20 protein-coding genes are annotated in these 20,801 nt (G+C 65.8%); 1 reads left to right on the top strand and 19 read right to left on the bottom strand.

What is annotated here, in order from left to right:
* Nucleotides 1–217: 217 nt before the first annotated feature.
* Nucleotides 218–2,584 (bottom strand): phosphoenolpyruvate synthase, encoded by a 2,367-nt coding sequence (ppsA, locus tag WHX56_RS18165; RefSeq protein WP_129239010.1) that lies wholly within the window; start codon nucleotides 2,582–2,584, stop codon nucleotides 218–220.
* 181 nt (nucleotides 2,585–2,765) lie between these two features.
* Here ppsA and ppsR point away from each other — a divergent pair, with 181 nt between their 5' ends.
* Nucleotides 2,766–3,593 (top strand): posphoenolpyruvate synthetase regulatory kinase/phosphorylase PpsR, encoded by an 828-nt coding sequence (gene ppsR, locus WHX56_RS18160; protein WP_129239011.1) that lies wholly within the window; start codon nucleotides 2,766–2,768, stop codon nucleotides 3,591–3,593.
* Nucleotides 3,594–3,636: 43 nt separating this feature from the next.
* On the opposite strand, the gene WHX56_RS18155 is transcribed toward ppsR, so the two are convergent.
* From WHX56_RS18155 to rpsB, 18 genes are all read right to left on the bottom strand, one after another.
* A complete protein-coding gene (locus WHX56_RS18155; RefSeq protein ID WP_129239012.1) occupies nucleotides 3,637–4,116 on the bottom strand; it encodes a DUF2846 domain-containing protein in 480 nt (159 codons plus the stop codon).
* 126 nt (nucleotides 4,117–4,242) lie between these two features.
* Nucleotides 4,243–4,635, bottom strand: a complete 393-nt coding sequence (locus WHX56_RS18150; RefSeq protein WP_338878562.1) for a hypothetical protein — start codon at nucleotides 4,633–4,635, stop codon at nucleotides 4,243–4,245.
* Nucleotides 4,632–5,417: an RNA methyltransferase gene (locus WHX56_RS18145; protein ID WP_338878561.1), complete on the bottom strand. Its 786-nt coding sequence runs from the start codon at nucleotides 5,415–5,417 to the stop codon at nucleotides 4,632–4,634. The genes WHX56_RS18150 and WHX56_RS18145 overlap by 4 nt, the downstream gene beginning before the upstream one ends.
* On the bottom strand, nucleotides 5,414–6,022 hold the full coding sequence (gene rnhB, locus WHX56_RS18140) for a ribonuclease HII (protein ID WP_422393600.1): 609 nt from the start codon (nucleotides 6,020–6,022) through the stop codon (nucleotides 5,414–5,416). Before rnhB ends, WHX56_RS18145 begins: the two co-directional genes overlap by 4 nt.
* A complete protein-coding gene (lpxB, locus tag WHX56_RS18135; RefSeq protein WP_338878560.1) occupies nucleotides 6,009–7,205 on the bottom strand; it encodes a lipid-A-disaccharide synthase in 1,197 nt (398 codons plus the stop codon). The genes rnhB and lpxB overlap by 14 nt, the downstream gene beginning before the upstream one ends.
* On the bottom strand, nucleotides 7,202–7,996 hold the full coding sequence (gene lpxA / locus WHX56_RS18130) for an acyl-ACP--UDP-N-acetylglucosamine O-acyltransferase (RefSeq protein ID WP_338878559.1): 795 nt from the start codon (nucleotides 7,994–7,996) through the stop codon (nucleotides 7,202–7,204). The genes lpxB and lpxA overlap by 4 nt, the downstream gene beginning before the upstream one ends.
* On the bottom strand, nucleotides 7,997–8,452 hold the full coding sequence (gene fabZ / locus WHX56_RS18125) for a 3-hydroxyacyl-ACP dehydratase FabZ (RefSeq protein ID WP_129239017.1): 456 nt from the start codon (nucleotides 8,450–8,452) through the stop codon (nucleotides 7,997–7,999).
* Between the two features lie 67 nt (nucleotides 8,453–8,519).
* A complete protein-coding gene (gene lpxD / locus WHX56_RS18120; RefSeq protein WP_338878558.1) occupies nucleotides 8,520–9,617 on the bottom strand; it encodes a UDP-3-O-(3-hydroxymyristoyl)glucosamine N-acyltransferase in 1,098 nt (365 codons plus the stop codon).
* 16 nt (nucleotides 9,618–9,633) lie between these two features.
* Nucleotides 9,634–10,194, bottom strand: coding sequence for an OmpH family outer membrane protein (locus tag WHX56_RS18115; protein ID WP_129239019.1), 561 nt, complete (start codon nucleotides 10,192–10,194; stop codon nucleotides 9,634–9,636).
* Between the two features lie 107 nt (nucleotides 10,195–10,301).
* Entirely contained in the window at nucleotides 10,302–12,635 is a 2,334-nt protein-coding gene (gene bamA / locus WHX56_RS18110; protein WP_129239020.1) for an outer membrane protein assembly factor BamA, read from the bottom strand.
* Nucleotides 12,636–12,688: 53 nt separating this feature from the next.
* Complete coding sequence (gene rseP / locus WHX56_RS18105) at nucleotides 12,689–14,020, bottom strand: RIP metalloprotease RseP (RefSeq protein ID WP_287755925.1); 1,332 nt, start codon at nucleotides 14,018–14,020, stop codon at nucleotides 12,689–12,691.
* Between the two features lie 54 nt (nucleotides 14,021–14,074).
* Nucleotides 14,075–15,274 carry a 1-deoxy-D-xylulose-5-phosphate reductoisomerase gene (locus WHX56_RS18100; protein WP_338878557.1) on the bottom strand — a complete coding sequence of 400 codons (1,200 nt, stop codon included), beginning with the start codon at nucleotides 15,272–15,274 and terminating at the stop codon, nucleotides 14,075–14,077.
* A complete protein-coding gene (locus tag WHX56_RS18095; RefSeq protein ID WP_129239023.1) occupies nucleotides 15,271–16,128 on the bottom strand; it encodes a phosphatidate cytidylyltransferase in 858 nt (285 codons plus the stop codon). The genes WHX56_RS18100 and WHX56_RS18095 overlap by 4 nt, the downstream gene beginning before the upstream one ends.
* Nucleotides 16,129–16,185: 57 nt before the next feature.
* Entirely contained in the window at nucleotides 16,186–16,950 is a 765-nt protein-coding gene (uppS, locus tag WHX56_RS18090) for a polyprenyl diphosphate synthase (protein ID WP_129239024.1), read from the bottom strand.
* A 174-nt stretch (nucleotides 16,951–17,124) separates the two neighbouring features.
* Complete coding sequence (frr, locus tag WHX56_RS18085) at nucleotides 17,125–17,685, bottom strand: ribosome recycling factor (RefSeq protein WP_129239025.1); 561 nt, start codon at nucleotides 17,683–17,685, stop codon at nucleotides 17,125–17,127.
* Nucleotides 17,686–17,700: 15 nt separating this feature from the next.
* Nucleotides 17,701–18,417, bottom strand: a complete 717-nt coding sequence (gene pyrH, locus WHX56_RS18080; protein WP_043542852.1) for a UMP kinase — start codon at nucleotides 18,415–18,417, stop codon at nucleotides 17,701–17,703.
* A 94-nt stretch (nucleotides 18,418–18,511) separates the two neighbouring features.
* Complete coding sequence (tsf, locus tag WHX56_RS18075; protein ID WP_129239026.1) at nucleotides 18,512–19,390, bottom strand: translation elongation factor Ts; 879 nt, start codon at nucleotides 19,388–19,390, stop codon at nucleotides 18,512–18,514.
* A 181-nt stretch (nucleotides 19,391–19,571) separates the two neighbouring features.
* The gene (gene rpsB, locus WHX56_RS18070) at nucleotides 19,572–20,321 is read right to left on the bottom strand and encodes a 30S ribosomal protein S2 (protein WP_062684737.1); all 750 of its coding nucleotides are present in this window, start codon (nucleotides 20,319–20,321) and stop codon (nucleotides 19,572–19,574) included.
* Nucleotides 20,322–20,801: the final 480 nt, after the last annotated feature.

Below are 20,801 nucleotides of genomic sequence, written 5' to 3'. Positions count from 1 at the left end.
GGGTGTCAGACACCTGGTTCACGCGCGGGAGGGACACTCAGTGTCTGACACCCATACGCGCCTAGTTCACGCTGCCAGTGTCTGACACCCGTACGCGATGCTCGTCCGCCCAAGCAGGACCTCCCCGGGTGTCAGACACCCCCGCAAAAAAAAGGCTCATTGAGCAAAAAAAACCCCGCGCCCTCCCGGACGCGGGGTTTTCAAATCGGAAACCCGATCAGTTCTTGGCCAAACGCTGCCACGTATCGACAACGGTGTCCGGGTTGAGCGACATCGACAGGATGCCCTCGTCCTTCAGCCACTGCGCGAAGTCGGGGTGGTCGCTGGGGCCCTGGCCGCAGATGCCCACGTACTTGTTGGCGGCCAGGCAAGCCTTGATCGCGCGGCGCAGCATGAACTTCACGGCCTCGTCGCGTTCGTCGAAATCGGCCGCCAGCAGTTCCATGCCCGAATCGCGGTCCAGGCCCAGCGTCAGTTGGGTCATGTCGTTCGAACCGATCGAGAAGCCGTCGAAGTACTGCAGGAATTCGTCGGCCAGGATGGCGTTGGACGGCACTTCGCACATCATGATGAGCTTCAGGCCATTTTCGCCGCGGGCCAGGCCGTGCTTGGCCAGCAGGTTCACCACCTTCTCCGCCTGTCCCAGGGTGCGCACGAAAGGCACCATGATCTCGACGTTGGTCAGGCCCATTTCATCGCGCACCTTCTTCAGCGCTTCGCATTCCATGCGGAAGCACTCGGCGAAGTCCTCGGCGATGTAGCGCGACGCGCCGCGGAAGCCCAGCATGGGGTTCTCTTCCTCGGGCTCGTAGCGCGAACCGCCGACCAGCTTGCGGTACTCGTTGGACTTGAAGTCCGACATGCGCACGATGACGGGCTTCGGATAGAAGGCGGCGGCGATGGTGGCCACGCCTTCGGCCATCTTCTCGACGAAGAACGCGCGCGGGCTGGCGTGCCCGCGGGCCGCCGATTCCACGGCCTTCTTCAGTTCGCCGTCGACGTTCGGATAGTCCAGCACCGCCTTCGGGTGGATGCCGATGTTGTTGTTGATGATGAATTCCAGGCGCGCCAGGCCGACGCCGCCGTTCGGGATCTGGGCGAAGTCGAACGCCAGTTGCGGATTGCCCACGTTCATCATGATCTTCAGATCGATGGCGGGCATTTCGCCGCGGCGCACTTCCTCGACTTCGGTCTCGATCAGGCCGTCATAGATGCGGCCTTCGTCGCCTTCGGCGCAGGACACGGTCACGGCCTGGCCTTCCTTCAGCACGTCGGTCGCGTTGCCGCAGCCCACCACCGCCGGAATGCCCAGTTCGCGCGCGATGATGGCCGCGTGGCAGGTACGGCCGCCGCGGTTCGTCACGATCGCGGAAGCGCGCTTCATCACGGGTTCCCAGTTGGGGTCCGTCATGTCGGTGACCAGCACGTCGCCCGGCTGGACCTTGTCCATGTCGGAGATGTCGCCGACCACGCGCACCGGGCCCGAGCCAATCTTCTGGCCGATCGCGCGGCCGGTGATCAGGACCTGGCCGGTGGCCTTCAGGCGGTAGCGCTGCTGGACGTCGGAGGCGCCCTGCTGCGACTTCACCGTTTCCGGGCGCGCCTGCAGGATGTAGATCTTGCCGTCCACGCCATCGCGGCCCCATTCGATGTCCATCGGGCGCTGGTAGTGCTTTTCGATGATGACGGCGTAGCGAGCCAGTTCATTGACCTCGTCGTCGGTCAGCGAGTAGCGGTTGCGCTCGGACACGGGCACGTCCACCGTGCGCACGGCGCGGCCTTCGGGACGCTCCGGGTCGAACTCCATCTTGATCAGCTTGGAACCGATGCGGCGGCCCACGATCGGGAAATGGCCCTGGGCCAGCGTCGGCTTGAAGACGTAGAACTCGTCGGGGTTCACCGCGCCCTGCACCACGGTTTCGCCCAAGCCGTAGGACGAGGTGATGAACACCACGTCCTGGAAGCCCGATTCGGTGTCGATGGTGAACATGACGCCGGCGCTGCCCTTGTCGGAACGCACCATGCGCTGGATGCCGGCCGACAAGGCGACGTCGGCGTGGGCGTAGCCCTTGTGCACGCGGTAGGAAATGGCGCGGTCGTTGTACAGCGACGCGAACACGTGGCGGATCTTGTCGAGCACGTCGTCGATGCCGACGACGTTCAGGAAGGTTTCCTGCTGGCCGGCGAACGAGGCGTCGGGCAGGTCTTCGGCCGTGGCGGACGAACGCACGGCGAACGAGCCCTTGCCGTCGGCGTCGAGCTTGGCGAAGGCGTCGCGGATCTGTTTTTCGAATTCGGCCGAGAACGGCGCCTCGACGATCCATTGGCGGATCTGCGCGCCGGCATTGGCCAGCTCGCGGACGTCTTCGGGGTTCAGCGTGCTCAAGCGCTCAGCGATGCGCTTGTCCAGGCCCGAGGCCTGCAGGAAGTCGCGGAAGGCATCCGCGGTCGTGGCGAAGCCGCCCGGCACGCGGACACCCGCGCCAGACAGTTGGCTGATCATTTCGCCTAGTGATGCGTTCTTGCCTCCTACCGAGTCCACGTCCGTCATGCGGAGCTGCTCGAACAAAACAACATACGACATTGAAGTCACCTTTTACAATGGAATGAAAGCGAGTTTGGTCAATGCATAGAAAGCCGGGTTTTCACCCTGCCCCTACGCGCTGACCAAACTGGCCTTGGACCGCCCTTGGGGTGACTTATAGGGGCCTGATTGTACTCGGTGGAGTACGTCCGGCCATCCGCCTGGTTGGAATTTTTTACACATGACATCTACCCCGATCGCACGCACGGTATACATCGTTTCCGACAGTACCGGCATCACCGCAGAAACCTTCAGCCAGTCAGTGCTTTCGCAGTTCGAGGGAGTCGATTTCAAGCCGGTGCGGCTGCCCTTCGTCGACACCCTGGAGAAAGCGGCGGAAGTCGCCATGCGGATCGACCGCAGCGCCCAGGAAGCGGGCGTTCCTCCCATCGTTTTCAGCACCCTGGTCAATCCCGACATGCTGGCCCGTGTTCGACAGGCGAACGGAATATTCCTGGACCTCTTCGGCACCTTCGTGAGCCACATCGAGCAGGCGCTGGGGCTGAAGTCCAGCCATTCCATCGGCCGCTCGCACATGCAGGCCAATTCGGAAAAGTACCGCAACCGGATCGACGCGATCAATTTCAGCCTGGCGCACGACGACGGCCAGTTCGTGAACCAGCTCGACCAGGCGGACGTGATCCTGGTGGGCGTCTCCCGCTGCGGCAAAACCCCCACCAGCCTGTACCTGGCCATGCAATACGCCATCAAGGCGGCCAATTTCCCCCTAACGCCCGACGATTTCGAGCGCGGCACCCTGCCCTCGACCATCGCTCCGCACCGCGGCAAGCTCTTCGGCCTGTCGATCCAGCCCGAGCGCCTGGCCGAGGTCCGCAATGAACGCCGGCCCAACAGCCGCTACGCCAAGCTGGAGCAATGCCGCTACGAAGTGGCCGAGGCCGAGCGCATGATGCGCCGCGAGGGCATTTCCTGGCTGTCCAGCACCACCAAATCCATCGAAGAGATCGCGACCACGGTGCTGCAGGAAGTCGGGCTGGACCGGGGCTGAAAGCCGCAAGGGCGCGCCGTCGGCGCGCCCTTGCGGCTCTGTTTCAGGGGCTCAGCTTCACGCGTTCGCGAGATCCCGCCCCCCAGTACCTGAGCGGCTCCATTTCTTGCCTCGCGGCCGCCTCGGACTCCTCGAGCCGCATTTCCTGCCGGCCCACGCTGGACGAATTGCCGCTCACACCCTCGATGCTCACGCGCACATACCGCGTCTGGCCCGGAGCCAGCGTGAACGACAGCGCTTCGCCATCGCGCAGGGTATCGACTTCATAATTGCCCGCCGGACGGTTCACATAGAAAAAACTGCCCGGCTTGGACCGGCCGACCTTCACGCCGTTTACACGCAGATAGGGCTGATTGGACACCACGCCAGCAGGTGCCGGCGGCTGGTAGAAGTAGATGCGTCCCGCGTCCGGCGCCATGACCGGGACGGAGTTCGCGACGTCCTTGTACCGGGGGCCGCCGCAGCCGGACAGCAACACCGCCACGCCCAGCGCGGCCATCCCCGATTTGATCCAGTTTTTCATGCCTCGTCCTCGTTCAAACTGCGCGCGCGCCTTGCGCAAACGAGGCAGTATAAGCAAGGGACGGGCCCTTCAATCCGTAGAAAAACGGCTAAACCGGACCGTATCGGCCGGACACCGGGGCCGCGGTCACCGCCGCTGCGAAAACGGCAGCGGGACGGGCTTGGGCAGCGGCTGGAACAGGCTGCCTGCGGGCAGATAGAAGCCCAGCAGCCTGCCTGAGGACGCGACCAGATAGGCCTCGGCGCCCCCTCCCTTGCCCAGCCTCAGCGGCTCGTCCAAGGGGCGGTAGACGTCGCCCTGCACCAGGGCGCCGATCCGGCGCCACCGCGAGCCGTCCGGCAGCGTGTAGGCAGTTCCGTCCGAGAACGCCACCGCCACGTCGCGGGACAACTGCGAAATGCCCGCGGCGTCGCCCGCCACGACCGGCACGTACATGGCCCGGACCGGCGAATCGGACGCGCAGGCGCCCAGCGCCGCGGCAACGCAGGCCATCGCGGCCAGGGTCAGCGCCGGCCTCACGCCGCGCCCGCCCTCGCCTGGCGCCGCTGCTCGAACAGGCAGATCGCGGCGGCCGCGCCCACGTTCAGGGACTCGACCGCGCCGGCATCGTGCGGAATCCGCAGTTTCAACCCCGCCGCCGCCAGCAGGTCGGGCGCCACGCCCTGGCCCTCGTGCCCGAAGACCCAGGCGCAGCGGGACGGCAAGCGTCCTTCGTACAGGTCCTGCGCGCCGTCGAGGGCGGTCGCCACCAGGGGCACCCGCAAGCGCGGCAACAGGGCTGCGAGATCGACGTGTTCATGGATCGCCAGCGCGAAATGGGCGCCCTGCCCGCTGCGCAGCACCTTGGCCGACCAGGCCGCGGCCGTGCCGGTCGCGAGGAAGACCCGCTTGACGCCGGCGGCCGCGCAGGTGCGCAACAGGGTGCCGACGTTGCCCGGGTCCTGGATGCGGTCGAACAGGACGCAGTTCTCGTCCACCGCGCCGGGCAGGTCCGCCGCCGGCGGCGTGACCAGGAAAGCCACGCCCTGCCCGCTTTCCACGCTGGCCAGGGAATGCATCAGCCGCGCGTCCAGCGCCAGGCAGTCCCTGTCGGGCACGGCGGCGGCCAGCGCGGCGATATCGGGCTGCGACAGGCGCTCCACGTCGAATACCGCCTGATCGGGCGCGCCATACTGCTGCAGCCAGGCCTGGCACAGGTGCACGCCGTCCAGCAGCACCGGCGCGCCGCGCTTGCCCGCCGTGCCGGCCAGCCTGGCCAGCGCCTTGACCGCGGGGTTGTCGCGGGAACTGATGTGTTTCATGGCGTCAGGCTGAAAGCCTTGATGGGCGCGAAGCTGCGGCGGTGCTCGGCGCAAGGGCCGTGTTCGCGCAGCATTTGCAGATGCAGCGCCGTGCCGTAGCCCTTGTGCTGGTCGAACGCGTATTGGGGATACAGGCCATGCAGCCGCAGCAGATCGGCGTCGCGGGCGGTCTTGGCCAGGATGGAGGCCGCGGAAATGGCGGGCACCAGCGCATCGCCCTTGATGACCGTTTGCACGGTGCAGCCGAGCTTGGGCGCCTGGTTGCCGTCCACGAGGGCCAGTTGCGGCAGGACGGACAGGCCCTGCACCGCCCTCTGCATGGCCAGCATCGTGGCGCGCAGGATGTTCAGGCTGTCGATCTCGGCGACGCTGGCGCTGGCGACGAACCAGGCCAGCGAGCGCTCCTGGATCTCCAGCGCCAGGGCTTCGCGCGTGGCCGCCTTCAGCACCTTGGAGTCCGCCAGCCCGTCGATGGGGCGGGCGGGATCCAGGATGACGGCCGCCGCGTAGACCGCGCCGGCAAGCGGGCCGCGGCCGGCCTCGTCGACGCCGGCCGTCACCATGGCGGGCTGCTCAGGCGCGGCGAACAGGTCAGGCTGCTCCACCGGCCACCTCCAGGATCGCCTGCGCGGCCAGCGCCGGCGTATCGCGCAACAGTTCCTGGTGCAAGGCGGTGAAGCGGGCCTCGACCCGCGCCGTTAGCGCCTCGTCGGTCAGCGCGGCCCAGGTCGCCTCGGCCAGTTTTTCGGGCGTGGCGTCGTCCTGCAGCAGTTCGGGCACGGCGAAATCGCGCAGCAGCACGTTCGGCAGGCCGACCCACGGCAGGTAGGGACGCTGCTGGCCGGACTTCCAGGCCATGATGCGGCGCATCCAGGGCGACAGCACGTAGGAGATCACCATGGGCCGCTTGTACAGCGCCGTCTCGAGCGTGGCGGTGCCGCTGGCCACCAGCACCGCCGTGGCCGCTTCCATGACGGACCACGCCACCGGCGACTGGCGGTCGCCGCCCTCGCCGTGCAGGTCCTGCGCGGTCACGCAGCGCAGCCCCGGCACCGGATACTGGGCCAGGATGTCCTGGAATTCGGCGCGCCGCTGGTCGTTGACCATGGGCACCACGCACTGGAGGGCCGGGTCCTTTTTCTGCAACAACTGCGCGGCCTGGAGAAAGCGCGGCGCCAGCAGGCGAATCTCGGACGAACGGCTACCGGGCAGGATCGCCAGCACGCGCGCGTCCTGGTCTATGCCCAGCCGCGCGCGCGCCGCGGCGCGGTCCGGCTGCATCGGCACCGCCCCGGCCAGCGGGTGGCCCACGTAGGTGACCGGAATGCCTTCCTTGCGGTAGATCTCTTCCTCGAACGGGAACAGGACCAGCATGTGCGACACGGCTTCGCGGATCTTGTTGATGCGTTCGTAGCGCCAGGCCCAGATCGACGGCCCGACGAAGTGCACGGTGGGCGTGCCGGCCTGCCGCAGCTTGTGTTCCAGACGCAGGTTGAAATCCGGCGCGTCGATGCCGACGAAGACCGCGGGCGGCTCGGCCAGCCAGCGGCGCTTCACGTCGCCATAGGTGCCCAGCAGGCTGGGCAGCCGCTTGAGCGCATCGACGTAGCCGAACACGGTCAAGGCATGCATGGGATGCCAGGCGTCGAAGTCGCGGGCCTGCATCTGCGGCCCGCCGATGCCTTCGCAGCGGATGCCGGCGTCGCGCGCTTGCAGACCGGCAATGATGCGACCGGCCAGCAAGTCGCCCGAAGGCTCGCCAGCCACCATGCCGATCCGCGTATTCATGGCCGGATGATGCCGCGGCTGGCGACGTCCAGGAAATCGAGCAGGGTCTGCAGATGGCGGGCGACCGCCGGTTCCTCTTGCTGGCGGGCGCGCATTTCGGCCCGCGCCGCGTCCAGGGGCAGCCCGCGGCGATAGATGATCTTGTAGGCGTCGCGCAGCGCCGAAATTTCGGCGGCGGTGAATCCGCGGCGCTTCAGGCCTTCGACGTTGATGCCCACCGGACGGCAGGGGTTACCGGCGGCCAGCACGAACGGCGGCGTGTCCTGCATCAGCGAGCTGTTGCCGCCCGTCATGCTGTGGGCGCCGATGCGCGCGAACTGGTGCACCCCGGTCAGGCCGCCCACGATGGCCCAGTCGCCCACGTGGACGTGGCCGCCCAGTTGCACGGAATTGGCCAGGATGGTGTTGCTGCCGACGTGGCAGTCGTGCGCCACGTGCACGTACGCCATGATCCAGTTGTCGTCGCCCAGCGTGGTGGCCCCGCCGTCCTGCATGGTGCCCGTGTTCAGCGTCACGAACTCACGCACGGTGTTGCGGTCGCCGATCTCGAGGCGGGTCGGTTCACCCTTGTACTTCTTGTCCTGCGGCATGCCGCCGATCGAGCAGTACCGGTAGAAGCGGTTGTCGCGCCCGATGGTCGTCACCCCGTCCACCATGCAATATGGGCCGATCTCGGTGCCCGCGCCGATGGTCACGCCGGGACCGATCGTCGCATAGGGCCCGACAACCACGGTCGGGTCGATTCTTGCCGCCGGATCGACGACAGCGGTGGGGTGAATGTTCCCTGCCATTTACTCTTCCAGACTGCGAATCGCGCACATCAGCTTGGCCGAGGCGACTTCCTGGCCGTCCACCGTCGCGCGCGCATTGTATTTACAGATGCTGCGGCTCAAACGCTCGGCCTCCGCCTCGATGCGCAACTGGTCGCCCGGCACCACGGGGCGGCGGAAACGCGCGCCGTCGATGCCGACCAGGTAGTACGCCGTCTTGGAGCCTTCGCACTTCAGTCCGCCGTCCTCGTCCGTGAACGAGAACAGGGCCGCGGCCTGGGCCATGGCTTCCACGATGAGCACGCCAGGCATCACCGGGTGATGCGGGAAGTGGCCATTGAAAAACGGTTCATTGATCGAGACGTTCTTGATGGCCACGATGGACTTGCCGGGCACCATTTCGACGACGCGGTCAATCAGCAGCATCGGGTAACGATGCGGCAACCTCTCCATGATCCCCTTGATGTCGAGTTCCATTTTTCTATGCTTTCCTGCAAAGTGAAATAATTTCGCGGCGCGGACGCGCCGGGGCGGCAACCGCGCCCTACTCTTTTTCCAGCGTCCGCACGCGGCGGCGCAATTGCGCCAACTGCTGTATGACGGCGGCGTTGCGCTGCCAATCTCCATGCTCCGCATACGGGAACACGCCCGTATAGCGGCCAGGCTTCGAAATATTGGACGTCACCGCCGTGCCGCCCGAAATGTGCACGTCGTCGCCCAGCGTCAGGTGCCCCGACAGCATCGCCGCCCCGCCGATAGTGCAGCGTTCGCCGATGGTGGTCGACCCCGCCACGCCGACGCAGGCGGCCATCGCGGTATGCGCGCCGATGCGGCAGTTGTGGCCCACCATGATCTGGTTGTCCAGCTTCACGCCGTCGGACACGAGGGTGTCTTCGAGCGCGCCGCGGTCGATCGTGGTGTTCGCGCCGATTTCAACGTCGTCGCCGATGGTGACGCCGCCCAGTTGGGGAATCTTGCCCCAGGCGCCCTTGCCCAGCGAAGGATCCGGCGCGAAGCCGAATCCGTCCGCGCCCAGCACGGCGCCGCTGTGGATGATCGCCCGGGCGCCGATGGTGACGCCTTCGTACAGGGTGACGTGGGCGTGCAGGCGGCTGCCCGGGCCCACGGACGAACCCGCGCCGATGACGCAGCCCGGCCCGAGCACCGTGTCCCGGCCGATGCGGGCGCCGGATTCCACGACGCAATGCGGGCCGATGCGCACACCGGCCTCGATCGTGGCGTCGTCGGCCACCACCGCGGACGGATGCGCGCACGCGGGCAGTTCGGGCCGCCTCGCGGCGTCGAACCACTGCGCCACGCGGGCGTAAAGCAGGTAGGGATGTTTGCAGACGACCAGCGCGAACGGCGGCCGGGGGCTGCCTTCGGCCTCCAGGGCCTCGGCCACGTCGTTCGAGACGATGACCGCCGCCGCCCTGGTGGCGCCGAGCTGGCTCTGGTAGCGCGGATTGGCCAGGAAGGAGATTTCCTGGGGCCCCGCCGATGACAGGGTTCCGATGCCGCAGACCCGCAAGGGGTCTGCGCCCGGCGCCGCGCTGATGCGCCAGTCCAATCCCTGGGTATTGGCGGCGCTCAACAGTGCTTCAAGCGTCGGCGCGCGGACAAGATCCAGTAAAACCGGCATGGCTGACAGATACTGCTTACTTGCCCAGGCTCTGGATCACCTTGTCGGTGATGTCGATGCGCGGGTTGACCGTCACGGCGTCCTGGATGATCAGGTCGTAGCTTTCCTGCTCGGCGATGCGCTTGATGGCCTCGTTGGCCTTCGTCACGATGCCCGAGAATTCTTCGTTGCGGCGGCGGTTGAAGTCTTCCTGGAACTCGCGGCGCTTGCGCTGCAGGTCGGTATCCAGGTTGGACAGCTCGCGCTGGCGCTTGACGCGGTCGGATTCCGACAGGACGGGCGCGTCCTTGTCGAACTTCTCGGCCTGCGAGCGCAGGTTGTTGTTCAGGCGCTGGAGTTCATCGTCGCGCTTCTTGAATTCGGCTTCGATCTTGCTTTGGGCGGCCTTGGCCGGGCCCGACTCGCGCAGGATCCGCTCGGTGTTCACGAAACCGATCTTGGTGCCTTGTGCCTGGGCGGGAATCGCCGCAGCCGAACCGAGAATGAGCGCACCCACCAGGGCAATGGTACCGCCCAGCTTGCCGCGGCGCTTGGCACCCAGCGAATTCGATGTTTTAAGTGCGGAATCAGACATCATGAAAATCTCACCTTCCAGTAAGGCAAAGCCAAAGTGTGTATTGTGCCACTAAACAGCAAAGGAGCCGGCCCGCCGGTCTCCTCCCTTGTTTTCAAGCGTAACGGCGCTTAGAAACCAGTCCCGATCTGGAACTGGAAGCTCTGCTTGTCGTCGCCTGCCTTCGAATTCAGCGGACGGGCGTAGGACAACTGCAACGGCCCCATCGGCGACTGCCACGACAGGCCGATACCGGCCGAGAAGCGCCAGCCGCAAGGATCTTCCACCTCGCTGCCCGGCTTGCCGCCCGTGCAAGACAGGCCGCTGCCGGAAGCCACCTGGCCGGCGTCCGAGAAAACGAACCAGCGCAGCGTGCGGTCCTTGGACGCGCCCGGGAACGGCAGGTACAACTGGGCGTTCGCCACGATGCGGCGCGTGCCGCCCAGGTAGTCGCCCGTCTTCGTGTCGCGCGGACCCAGCGACGAGCCTTCGTAGCCGCGCACGGTGCCGATACCGCCCGCGTAGACGTTCTTGATGACCGGATAGTCCTTGCCGCCGTAGCTCTGGCCCCAGTCCATCATGCCGTTCAGGGCCAGCGTGTAGGAGCCGCCCAGGGGCACGAAGTACTGCTGCTGGGCAGTCAGCATCGTGTACTTCAGGTCGATGGTCGACAAGTCGGCCTTCAGGCGGGTGTACGAACCCTTGGTCGGCGCCAGCGCGCTGTCGCGCGTGTCCTTGGACCAGCCGGCGCTGAAGATGACCGAGTTGGTCGAATCGCCGTAGTCGTCGACGAATTTCTCGTACGCGGCCGGCGAGTTGTTGTACAGCTCGATCTGGTTGCGTTCGAAGTTGGCGCCCAGGAAGATCCGGTCGTATTCCGAAATCGGCACGCCGAAGTTCATGCCCAGGCCCATGGCCTTGACGCGGTAATCGCCGTCGTTGTTGTTCCAGGGCTCGGTCACGCGGTAGTACGCCGACGAAGTGCGGCTGATGCCGTCCTTGGTCCAGTACGGATCGGTGTGCGACAGCACGATCGCGCGGTTGGTCTTGCTGGTGTTCAGTTGCAGGGTCAGGTTGGTGCCGCTGCCGAAGACGTTGTCTTCGCTGATGCCCGCCGACAGGATGGCCTTTTCCGACGAGCCGTAGCCCACGCCCAGGTTGATCATGCCGGTGGGCTTTTCCTTGACGTCGACGTTCACGTCGACCTGGTCGGGAGAGCCCGGGACCGGATCGGTCTTGACGTTGACGTCGCTGAAGTAGCCCAGGCGGTCGACGCGGTCGCGCGAGGTCTTGATGTCCTTGGCGTCGTACCAGGCCGCTTCCTGCTGGCGCATTTCACGGCGCACCACTTCGTCGCGGGTGCGGGTGTTGCCGCCGATCTGGATGCGGCGCACGTACACGCGGCGGCTGGGATCGACGTAGAACGTCAGGTCGGCCTCGTGCTTGGCACGGTCCAGTTGCGGGTTGGGGTTGACGTTGGCGAACGCGTAGCCCAGCTCGCCCAGGTAGTCGGTGATGGCCTTGGCCGAATCGTTGGCCTTGGCGGCCGAGAAAGTCTCGTCGGGCTTGACCTGCAGCAGCTCGTTGATTTCCTTGTCCAGGCCCAGCAGGTTGCCCGCCAGCTTCACGCTGCGCACCTTGTAGGGCTCGCCCTCGTGCACGGTGATCGTGATGCGGATGTCCTTGCGGTCCGGCGAAATCGTGACCTGCGGCGGCTCGACCGAGAACTCGAGATAGCCCTGGTCCAGGTAGAACGAACGCAGGCGCTCCAGGTCGCCCTCGAGCTTTTCGCGCGAATACTTGTCGGTGTCGGTGTACCAGGTCAGCCAGCCCGGCGTGGTCAACTGGAACACGTCCATCAGGTCGCCTTCGGAAAAGGCCTTGTTGCCGACGAAACGGATTTCCTCGATGCGGGCGACCGAGCCTTCGAACACGTCGAAGCTCACGCCCACGCGGTTGCGGGGCAGCGGCGTCACCGTGGACGTCACTTCGACGCCGTACTTGCCCTTGGACAGGTACTGCTGCTTCAGTTCGTATTCGGCGCGCTCGAGCATGGAGCGGTCGAAAATGCGGCCTTCGGCGAAACCCACCTGCCCCAGCGAGGTGGTGATGGCCTTGGAGTCGAACTCGCGCATGCCGTTGAAGTTCACCGAGGCGATCGTCGGACGTTCCTGCACGACCACCACGACGACATTGTTGTCGGTCTGGATCTGCACGTCGGAGAAAAAGCCCGTGCCGTACAGGCGGCGGATGGCTTCGGTGGCTTCTTCTTCAGTGAACTGTTCGCCGACCTTGACGGGCAGATACCCGAAGACCGTGCCGGCGTCGGTTCGTTGAATACCCTCTACGCGGATATCCCGCACGACAAAAGGGTCGAAGGCGTGGGCGATGGCCGGTACCAGCAGTGCGGCGATCAAACCCGGCAGTACACCCTTTTTGTGATGAAACATCCGGCGAAAAGACATCCTTGAGTATCCTCGGTCGTGCAAATGGCGGGGGATTTTATGCTAAATCGCGCTTAAGTGAACAAACGCGTGAAATCATTGAACAGCGCAAGCCCCATCAGGCCTGCCAACAAACCTATTCCGGCGCGCTGTCCGATATCGATCCACCTGGCTGGCGGCGGGCTGCCCCGCACAATTTCGACGAGATAGTACAGCAGATGGCCGCCATCCAGCATAGGAATCGGGAGCAAATTTAGAACGCCGAGACTGATGCTTATCAAGGCGATATACGCGATGTACGCAACAATTCCGATTCTGGCGGTCTGTCCGGCGTAGTCGGCGATGGTCACGGGGCCGCTGACGTTGCGCCAGGATACGTCGCCCGTCACCATGCGGCCCATCATGCGCAGCGAAAACCAGGCGGTATCCCAGGTGCGGACGGCGCCGCGCCACAGGCTTTCGAACACGCCGTAGCGCACCGTCACCATGGGGACGTCGCCGCCCAGTTGCACGCCCAGGCGGCCGATCTCCTGGCCGTTGACCATTTCGGCCCGCGGCGTGACGTTCAGGGAAACCGGGGCGGCGTCGCGCAGCAGGGTCAGCGCCAGCGTCTTGCCGGCGCTGTCCTGGATCTGCTGGACCAGGGCGCCGGTGTCGGGCGTGGGGTCGCCATTCACCGCCACGATCAGGTCGCCCGCGCGCAGGCCGGCCGCCTGCCCTTCCCCGCCGTCGTTGACCACCCGCACGACGGGCTTGGGCTGCGCCAGCCGGATGCCGGCCGCCGCCAGCGGGTCTCCGCCCGCGGGATCCATCGTATTGGAGGGAAGCACCAATTCGCGCTGCTGCACCGCGCCGCCGGCGGTCCGGACCTCGATCCGCGCGTTTCCGCCCGTGGACATCACGTCCATCAGGCGCCAGCGGGCGTCGGACCACGACGCGATTTCCTCGCCGTCGATGGCCAGGATGCGGTCGCCCGGCGACAGGCCGGCGTGCGCGGCGGGCGTGTCGGCCGCGGGCTGGGCGATGACGGCCACCGGTTCCTGGGTGCCGGCCATGTTCAGCCCGGCATAGAGGAAGACCGCGAGGATCAGGTTGAAAATCGGGCCGGCCGCGACGATGGCGATGCGCTGGCCTACCGGCTTGCTGTTGAAGGCCCCCGCCGCTTCCTCGGCGCTGGCGCCGGCTGGCGGGTCGTCCTGCATTTTGACGTAGCCGCCCAGGGGCAGCGCGGAGACCGCCCATTCCGTGCCGTGCCTGTCGGTGCGGCGCAGGACGACCTTGCCGAATCCGACCGAAAAACGCAGGACCCTCACGCCGCACAGGCGAGCCACCCAATAGTGCCCCAGTTCATGGAAGATGATCAGGGTGCCAAGCGCAACCGCAAAGGCCAGCAGGGTGAAAAGCATTGGATTCGGAAGATCTAGGGAATCGGTCGCGGGCAGCCGCGGCAATGGCCGCCGTCAGGCTAGGCCCAGGTTGCCAGCGTATACGCGCGCGGCGGCGTCAAGCGCAAGTATGTCGTCAAGACTGTTGAGCGTAACAGATGCTTGCCGCGCCTGCCACTCCAGGGAGGCCTCGATCACCCTCGGAATCCAGGTATAAGGCAGCCGGCCGGCCAGGAACGCTTCGACGGCGACCTCATTGGCGGCGTTCAGGGCCACGCAGGCCCCCTGTCCGGCCCTCAAGGCCGCGAAGGACAGGGCCAGGCACGGGAAACGGGCCAGGTCGGGCTTTTCGAAGTCCAGCCGCCCCACGCGCGTCAGGTCCAGCGGGCCCACGCCGCTTTCCAGGCGTTCCGGGAAACCCAGGCCGTAGGCGATCGGCGTGCGCATGTCGGGCTGCCCAAGCTGCGCCAGCACGGATCCGTCGTCGTACTCCACCATGGAGTGCACCACGCTTTGAGGATGCACCACGACCTCGATGCGGTCGGCCGGCATCGCGAACAGCCAGTGCGCCTCGATCACTTCCAGGCCCTTGTTGAGCATGGTGGCGGAATCCACCGAAATCTTGCGGCCCATGCTCCAGTTGGGATGGGCGCAGGCCTGGGCCGGCGTGACGTCGTGCAGGTCTTCCAGGTCCCGGCTCCGGAACGGGCCGCCGGAAGCCGTCAACAGCAGGCGCCGCACTCCCGGCGCGGAGGCGTCCGGGGCCACGGCTCGGACGCCCTTGGGCAGACATTGGAAAATCGCGTTGTGTTCGCTGTCGATAGGCAGCAGTTCGGCGCCGTTGTCGCGGATAGCCCGCATGAAGAGCGAGCCGGCGGCGACCAGCGCCTCTTTGTTGGCCAGCAGCACGCGCTTGCCGCTGCGCGCGGCCGCCAGGGCGGCGGGCAACCCCGCCGCGCCGACGATGGCGGCCATGACCGAGTCGCATTGCGGGTCGGCCGCGGTATCGGCCAGCGCCTGCGCGCCCACCCGGATCTCGGGCATGGGCCGCGAGCCGTTCCAGGCGGCGGCGAACTTGCGGCAGGCGGCGGCATCGGGCACCACCACCACGGCCGCGCGGCTGGCCAGGGCCTGCTCGGCCAGACGCTCCATCCGGCTGTATGCGGACAAGGCATAAACCGCCAACCGCTCGGGGTGGCGGGCAATCACATCCAGCGTGCTTTCACCGACCGAACCGGTCGATCCCAGCACCACGACGCGTTGAAAAGCCGTCAAAACAACACTCCAGACAAAAGTAGCGCGAACGGCGCGACGGGAAGGATCGCGTCGATGCGGTCATACACGCCGCCATGGCCGGGCAGCAGCGTGCTGGAATCCTTGCGGCCCGCGCGGCGCTTGAGCAGCGATTCGAACAGGTCGCCCACGATGGACACCACCCCCAGCAGCGCGGCGATCGGCAGCGCCAGCCAGAACGTCCAGCGTTCCACCAGGGCATGGCCGAACGTGCCGCCCCACAGGCTGGACAGGCCGATCCAGACCACCGCGCCCAGCACGCCGGCGATGGCGCCTTCGATCGTCTTGCCCGGGCTGACCCGCGGCGCCAGTTTACGCCTGCCGAACGCCCGGCCCGCAAAATACGCCGCGATGTCGGCCACCCAGACGAGCGCCAGCAACGACACCACGAAGCCGGCCCCATGCGCCACGAACATCTGCGCCAGCACGGCCCAGGCGGTGAAGGCCGCGGGAATGGAAAACAGGGACCAGCCCAGGCTGGCCGGGGGTGCGTCGGAACGGCCGCGCACGACCGCCGCCACGCCGAAGAACAGCCAGACGGCGGCCACGGCGGGCACCAGGTAGCGCAGCACCCAGGCCGGATCGGCCACGCCGCCGCGATCGCCGGCCAGCCAGGCGGAGGCCAGGGCCAGCATGCCGGCGAACAGCAGCGCGGCGACGCCGACGGAAATCAGGGGGGAAGGCGGTTGCGGCAGCGTCAGGCGCAGCCACTCCCAATTGGCGCAAGCGGCCGCCAGGGCCAGCAAGGCGACGAACCACCAGGGATTCGCGCTGATCATCGCGGCGGCCAGGACGGCCAACAGGATGACGGCGGTAACGATACGCTGGCCCAACATGTGACGGTCTCCTCGTGTACGGCTCTGGAAAGACGCGCTTGTCGCCGTCCGGTTTACTTACTGCGCGCCGTCTTCGCCGAGCTGCGCGCTGGTGCGGCCGAAACGGCGTTCGCGCGTGCGGTACCAGTCGAAAGCGGCCTGGAGTTCCGCGGCGCCGAAATCCGGCCAGAAGCGGTCCGTGAAGTAGAACTCCGCGTAGGCCATCTGCCAGATCAGGAAATTGGAAATGCGTTGTTCGCCGCCCGTGCGGATGAACAGGTCGGGCTCCGGCGCCCAGGCCATGGAAAGGTGCCGGGACAGGCGCTCTTCGTCCACCCGTTGCGGCTGCGCCGCCAGCCCGGGCTCGGCCGCCAGCATGGCGCGGGTGGCCTGCAGGATGTCCCAGCGGCCGCCGTAGTTGGCCGCGACGGTCAGGTGCAGGCGGTCGTTGTGGGCGGTGCGCTCCTGGGCGGCGAAGATGAGCTCCTGCAAGCGGGGCTCAAACGCGCTCAGGTCGCCGATGACGTGCAGCCGCACGCCCTGCTCTTCCAGCTTGCCGACCTCGCGCTCCAGGGCCTGCACGAACAGGCGCATCAGAAGCGACACTTCCTCGGCGGGACGGCGCCAGTTCTCCGAGCTGAAGGCGAAAAGCGTCAGGTAGCGCACGCCGGCGCGGCCGCAGGCCTCGACCACGCGCCGCACCGCCTGCACGCCCTTGGCATGGCCCGCCGTGCGAGGCAGCAGCCGCCGCGTCGCCCACCGGCCGTTGCCATCCATGATGATGGCCACGTGCTCGGGAATGTCGCGGGTATCGGGAACCGCCTGGGTCGAACTGGTTGCCATGGGTCTGGTGCTGCGCGCGGAGAGCCGGCGAAAAACGGAAATACGGGGAAAAACCTGCGCCGTCGTTCCATCGCTACGTAGAAATACTGCGAAACAATGGACAGGACGGCGCGCAGGCAAGAAATCCTGGGCCCGGGCGCGGCCATTGGCGGCCGCGCCCGGGGCGTGCAGGAATTATACGGTCATGATTTCCGCTTCTTTCTGAGCCACCATCTTGTCGATGTCGGCCACGCTGCGGTCGGTCAGCTTCTGGACTTCGTCCTGCGAACGGCGTTCGTCGTCCTCGGAGATTTCCTTGTCCTTGACCAGTTTCTTCAGCGCTTCGTTGGCTTCGCGGCGCAGGTTGCGCACGGCCACCTTGGCGTCTTCGCCTTCGCTGCGGACCACTTTGGTCAGGTCGCGGCGGCGCTCTTCGGTCAGGGCGGGCATCGGCACGCGGATGGTGTCGCCCATCGAGATGGGGTTCAGGCCCAGGTCCGATTCGCGGATGGCCTTTTCGATCGGGCCGGCCATTTGCTTCTCGTAAGGCTGCACGCTGATGGTACGGGCATCCACGAGGTTCACGTTGCCGACCTGGCTGATCGGCACGGGCGAACCGTAGTACTCGACCTGCACGTGGTCCAGGATGCCGGTGTGGGCGCGGCCCGTGCGGATCTTGGCCAGGTTGGTCTTGAGCGTGTCAAGCGACTTGGCCATCCTGGCTTCGGCGGATTTGCGGATTTCTGCGGCGCTCATGGAATTTCCTTTTCTTTAAACGTGTACCAAGGTGCCTTCGTCTTCGCCGCTGACCACCCGCTTGAGGGCACCGGACTTATTGATCGAAAACACTTTGATCGGCAGTTTCTGGTCACGGCACAGCGCGAACGCGGTGGCGTCCATGACTTCCAGACGGCGCACGATCGCTTCGTCGAAGCTGATGCGCGCGTAACGCGTGGCGGTGGGATCCTTGTTGGGATCCGCGCTGTAGATGCCGTCCACCTTGGTGGCCTTCAACACGATCTCCGCGCCGATCTCGGCGCCGCGCAGGGCGGCGGCGGTGTCGGTGGTGAAGAAGGGGTTGCCGGTGCCCGCCGCGAAGATGACGACCTTGCCCTCTTCGAGGTAGCGCAGGGCCTTCGGGCGGATGTAGGGCTCGACGACCTGATCGATGTTCAGGGCCGATTGTACGCGGGTGTCGATACCCTTGTGCTTGAGCGCGTCCTGCAGGGCAAGCGCGTTCATGATGGTGGCCATCATGCCCATGTAGTCGGCGGTCGCGCGGTCCATGCCCTGCGCGCCCGGGGCGACGCCACGGAAGATGTTGCCACCGCCGATGACGATGGCCAGTTCCACGCCGGTGGCGGCGACTTCGGCGATCTCATCGGTCATGCGGACGATGGTGGAGCGATTGATGCCGAATGCATCTTCGCCCATCAGCGCCTCGCCGGAAAGTTTGAGAAGAACCCGTTTGTATGATCTGCTGCTCATAGGTGATATCCCGAAGAACAATCCGACGAAAGTGTAAGACAAGAAATAGGCCGGCCTGATTTTAGTCAGTGCCGGCCTCTAAGCAAACTACCGATCAGGCGCGGCCGGCGGCGGCGGCGGCAACCTCGGCGGCGAAATCGCTGGTCTTCTTCTCGATACCTTCGCCGACGACGAACAGCACGAACTTGCTGATCGAAGCGCCCTTTTCCTTGAGCATCTGCTCGACGGTGTGCTTGTCGCTCTTGACGAACGGCTGCGACAGCAGGGTGACTTCCTTCAGGAACTTCGCGACCGAACCTTCGACCATCTTGGCGACGATTTCAGCGGGCTTGCCCGATTCGGCGGCCTTCTGTTCGGCGACCGAACGCTCGGCGGCGATGTCGGCCGGGTTCACGCCATCGGCGTTCAGGGCCTTCGGCTTGGTCGCGGCGATGTGCATCGCCAGGTCCTTGCCCACTTCTTCCGAGCCGGTGTACTCGACCAGCACGCCGATCTTGCCGCCGTGCACGTAGCTGGCCAGCGCGTTCGGGGTCTCGATGCGCTCGAAGCGGCGGATCGAGATGTTTTCGCCGATCTTGCCGATCAGGGCGGTGCGGGTGGTTTCGATCGTGCCTTCGCCGAAGGGCAGCGCCGACAGGGCGGCCACGTCGGCCGGGTTCTGCGTGGCGACCAGTTCGGCCAGCTTGTTCACGAAGCCGACGAAGTCGTCGTTCTTGGCGACGAAGTCGGTTTCGCAGTTGACTTCGATGACGGCGCCCTGCTTGGCGTCGGCGGAGATGAACAGGCCGATCAGGCCTTCAGCGGTCACGCGGGCGGCGGCCTTGCTGGCCTTGTTGCCCAGCTTGACGCGCAGGATTTCCTCGGCGCGGGCCAGATCGCCCTCGGCTTCCGTCAAGGCCTTCTTGCACTCCATCATGGGGGCGTCGGTCTTTTCGCGCAGTTCCTTGACCAGGGCAGCGGTAATTTCAGCCATGTTTGCTCCAATTTTGCTAGAGACTTGCCCCGGCGGGCCGGGACAGTGGTGTGATTCGATGGGACATCCGCGATTCGCGGATCGGGAAGATGGGAGCCCACCTTCGCTGTGCCGGCGAGGCGGGAGCAGGCCGGAATCCCGGACCGCTCCCAGACGCTAACCGCCGGACATGACAACTGGCTTAGGCCTGGTTGTCCTGCACTTCGACGAACTCTTCCTGGCCTTCGCCCAGTTCTTCGACCAGGCCGTTCAGGTTCTGTTCGCGGCCTTCCAGCACGGCGTCGGCGATGCCCTTGGCGTACAGCGCGATGGCCTTGGCCGAGTCGTCGTTGCCGGGGATGACGTAGTCGATGCCGTCGGGCGAGTGGTTGGTGTCAACCACGGCCACCACCGGGATGCCCAGCGTCTTGGCTTCGGCGATGGCGATCTTGTGGTAGCCGACGTCGATCACGAACATGGCGTCGGGCAGGCCGTTCATGTCCTTGATGCCGCCGATCGACTTGTTCAGCTTGTCCAGTTCGCGCTGGAACAGCAGGCCTTCCTTCTTGATCATGCGCTCGGCGCCGCCTTCGGCGACCACGGCTTCCATGTCCTTCAGGCGCTTGACCGAGGTCTTGACCGTCTTGAAGTTGGTCAGCATGCCGCCGAGCCAGCGGGCGTCGACGAAGGGCATGCCGCAACGGGCGGCTTCGGCGGCGACCAGTTCGCGCGCGGCGCGCTTGGTGCCGACGAACAGGATGTTGCCACCGCGAGCAGCCAACTGCTTCACGAACTTGGTGGCTTCCTGGTACTTATCAACCGTCTTTTCGAGGTTGATGATGTGAATCTTGTTGCGATGGCCGAAGATATACGGGGCCATCTTGGGGTTCCAGTAACGGGTCTGGTGACCGAAGTGGACACCCGCTTCCAGCATTTCGCGCATCAAAGACATAACTTTCTCCAAGGGTTGGTTTCTTGCGCCGCACCTGCATCAGCCTCTGGCTGACACCCTGGGTGGTGTTGCGCGCGATTTCCCGCGACATGCGGGATGACAAAATTTTAACCGGGCCGGCCGATCACTGCCGCAATAACTCCGGCGTTTCAGGCAAGTTCGCCCTGGACGCCCCTTACTACGCTGCCGCGATAAACCCAGACGGCCGCCACGACGAGAACCTTGCGCCGCATGCTGCATCGCGTCTCCCGACCCGCCAGGAATTTCCTGGAAGTTTCTTCGAGACGCACCCGGACCTGTTTTGTTGGCGGCGAAATCCAGCTCTGGAAAATCCAGCTCTTCGCGTTCGGGCACGGGACCAAAATCCGGCCCCACTCGACCGCGCATCGGACCATCGGGGCATTTCTTAAGAAAACACGAGTGTTTTCAAGAACTTAATCCGACATCCATACCGAGCGCAGATCCTGAACCTGCATCGCC

The organism is Achromobacter veterisilvae (assembly GCF_037619525.1).
Taxonomy (GTDB): domain Bacteria; phylum Pseudomonadota; class Gammaproteobacteria; order Burkholderiales; family Burkholderiaceae_B; genus Achromobacter; species Achromobacter veterisilvae.
Note: the sequence above shows the minus strand (reverse complement) of the source record. Positions and strands in the feature narration are given on the sequence as shown.

Excerpts from the sequence above, each read along its gene's own strand:
- uppS (WP_129239024.1), bottom strand. The coding sequence starts at position 16,950 with ATGGCAACCAGTTCGACCCAGGCGGTTCCCGATACCCGCGACATTCCC.
- ppsR (WP_129239011.1), top strand. The coding sequence starts at position 2,766 with ATGACATCTACCCCGATCGCACGCACGGTATACATCGTTTCCGACAGT.
- ppsA (WP_129239010.1), bottom strand. The coding sequence starts at position 2,584 with ATGTCGTATGTTGTTTTGTTCGAGCAGCTCCGCATGACGGACGTGGAC.
- WHX56_RS18155 (WP_129239012.1), bottom strand. The coding sequence starts at position 4,116 with ATGAAAAACTGGATCAAATCGGGGATGGCCGCGCTGGGCGTGGCGGTG.
- rseP (WP_287755925.1), bottom strand. The coding sequence starts at position 14,020 with ATGCTTTTCACCCTGCTGGCCTTTGCGGTTGCGCTTGGCACCCTGATC.
- WHX56_RS18145 (WP_338878561.1), bottom strand. The coding sequence starts at position 5,417 with ATGAAACACATCAGTTCCCGCGACAACCCCGCGGTCAAGGCGCTGGCC.
- tsf (WP_129239026.1), bottom strand. The coding sequence starts at position 19,390 with ATGGCTGAAATTACCGCTGCCCTGGTCAAGGAACTGCGCGAAAAGACC.
- WHX56_RS18115 (WP_129239019.1), bottom strand. The coding sequence starts at position 10,194 with ATGATGTCTGATTCCGCACTTAAAACATCGAATTCGCTGGGTGCCAAG.
- lpxB (WP_338878560.1), bottom strand. The coding sequence starts at position 7,205 with ATGAATACGCGGATCGGCATGGTGGCTGGCGAGCCTTCGGGCGACTTG.
- lpxA (WP_338878559.1), bottom strand. The coding sequence starts at position 7,996 with ATGGCAGGGAACATTCACCCCACCGCTGTCGTCGATCCGGCGGCAAGA.
- bamA (WP_129239020.1), bottom strand. The coding sequence starts at position 12,635 with ATGTCTTTTCGCCGGATGTTTCATCACAAAAAGGGTGTACTGCCGGGT.
- lpxD (WP_338878558.1), bottom strand. The coding sequence starts at position 9,617 with ATGCCGGTTTTACTGGATCTTGTCCGCGCGCCGACGCTTGAAGCACTG.
- pyrH (WP_043542852.1), bottom strand. The coding sequence starts at position 18,417 with ATGAGCAGCAGATCATACAAACGGGTTCTTCTCAAACTTTCCGGCGAG.
- frr (WP_129239025.1), bottom strand. The coding sequence starts at position 17,685 with ATGAGCGCCGCAGAAATCCGCAAATCCGCCGAAGCCAGGATGGCCAAG.
- rpsB (WP_062684737.1), bottom strand. The coding sequence starts at position 20,321 with ATGTCTTTGATGCGCGAAATGCTGGAAGCGGGTGTCCACTTCGGTCAC.
- WHX56_RS18095 (WP_129239023.1), bottom strand. The coding sequence starts at position 16,128 with ATGTTGGGCCAGCGTATCGTTACCGCCGTCATCCTGTTGGCCGTCCTG.
- fabZ (WP_129239017.1), bottom strand. The coding sequence starts at position 8,452 with ATGGAACTCGACATCAAGGGGATCATGGAGAGGTTGCCGCATCGTTAC.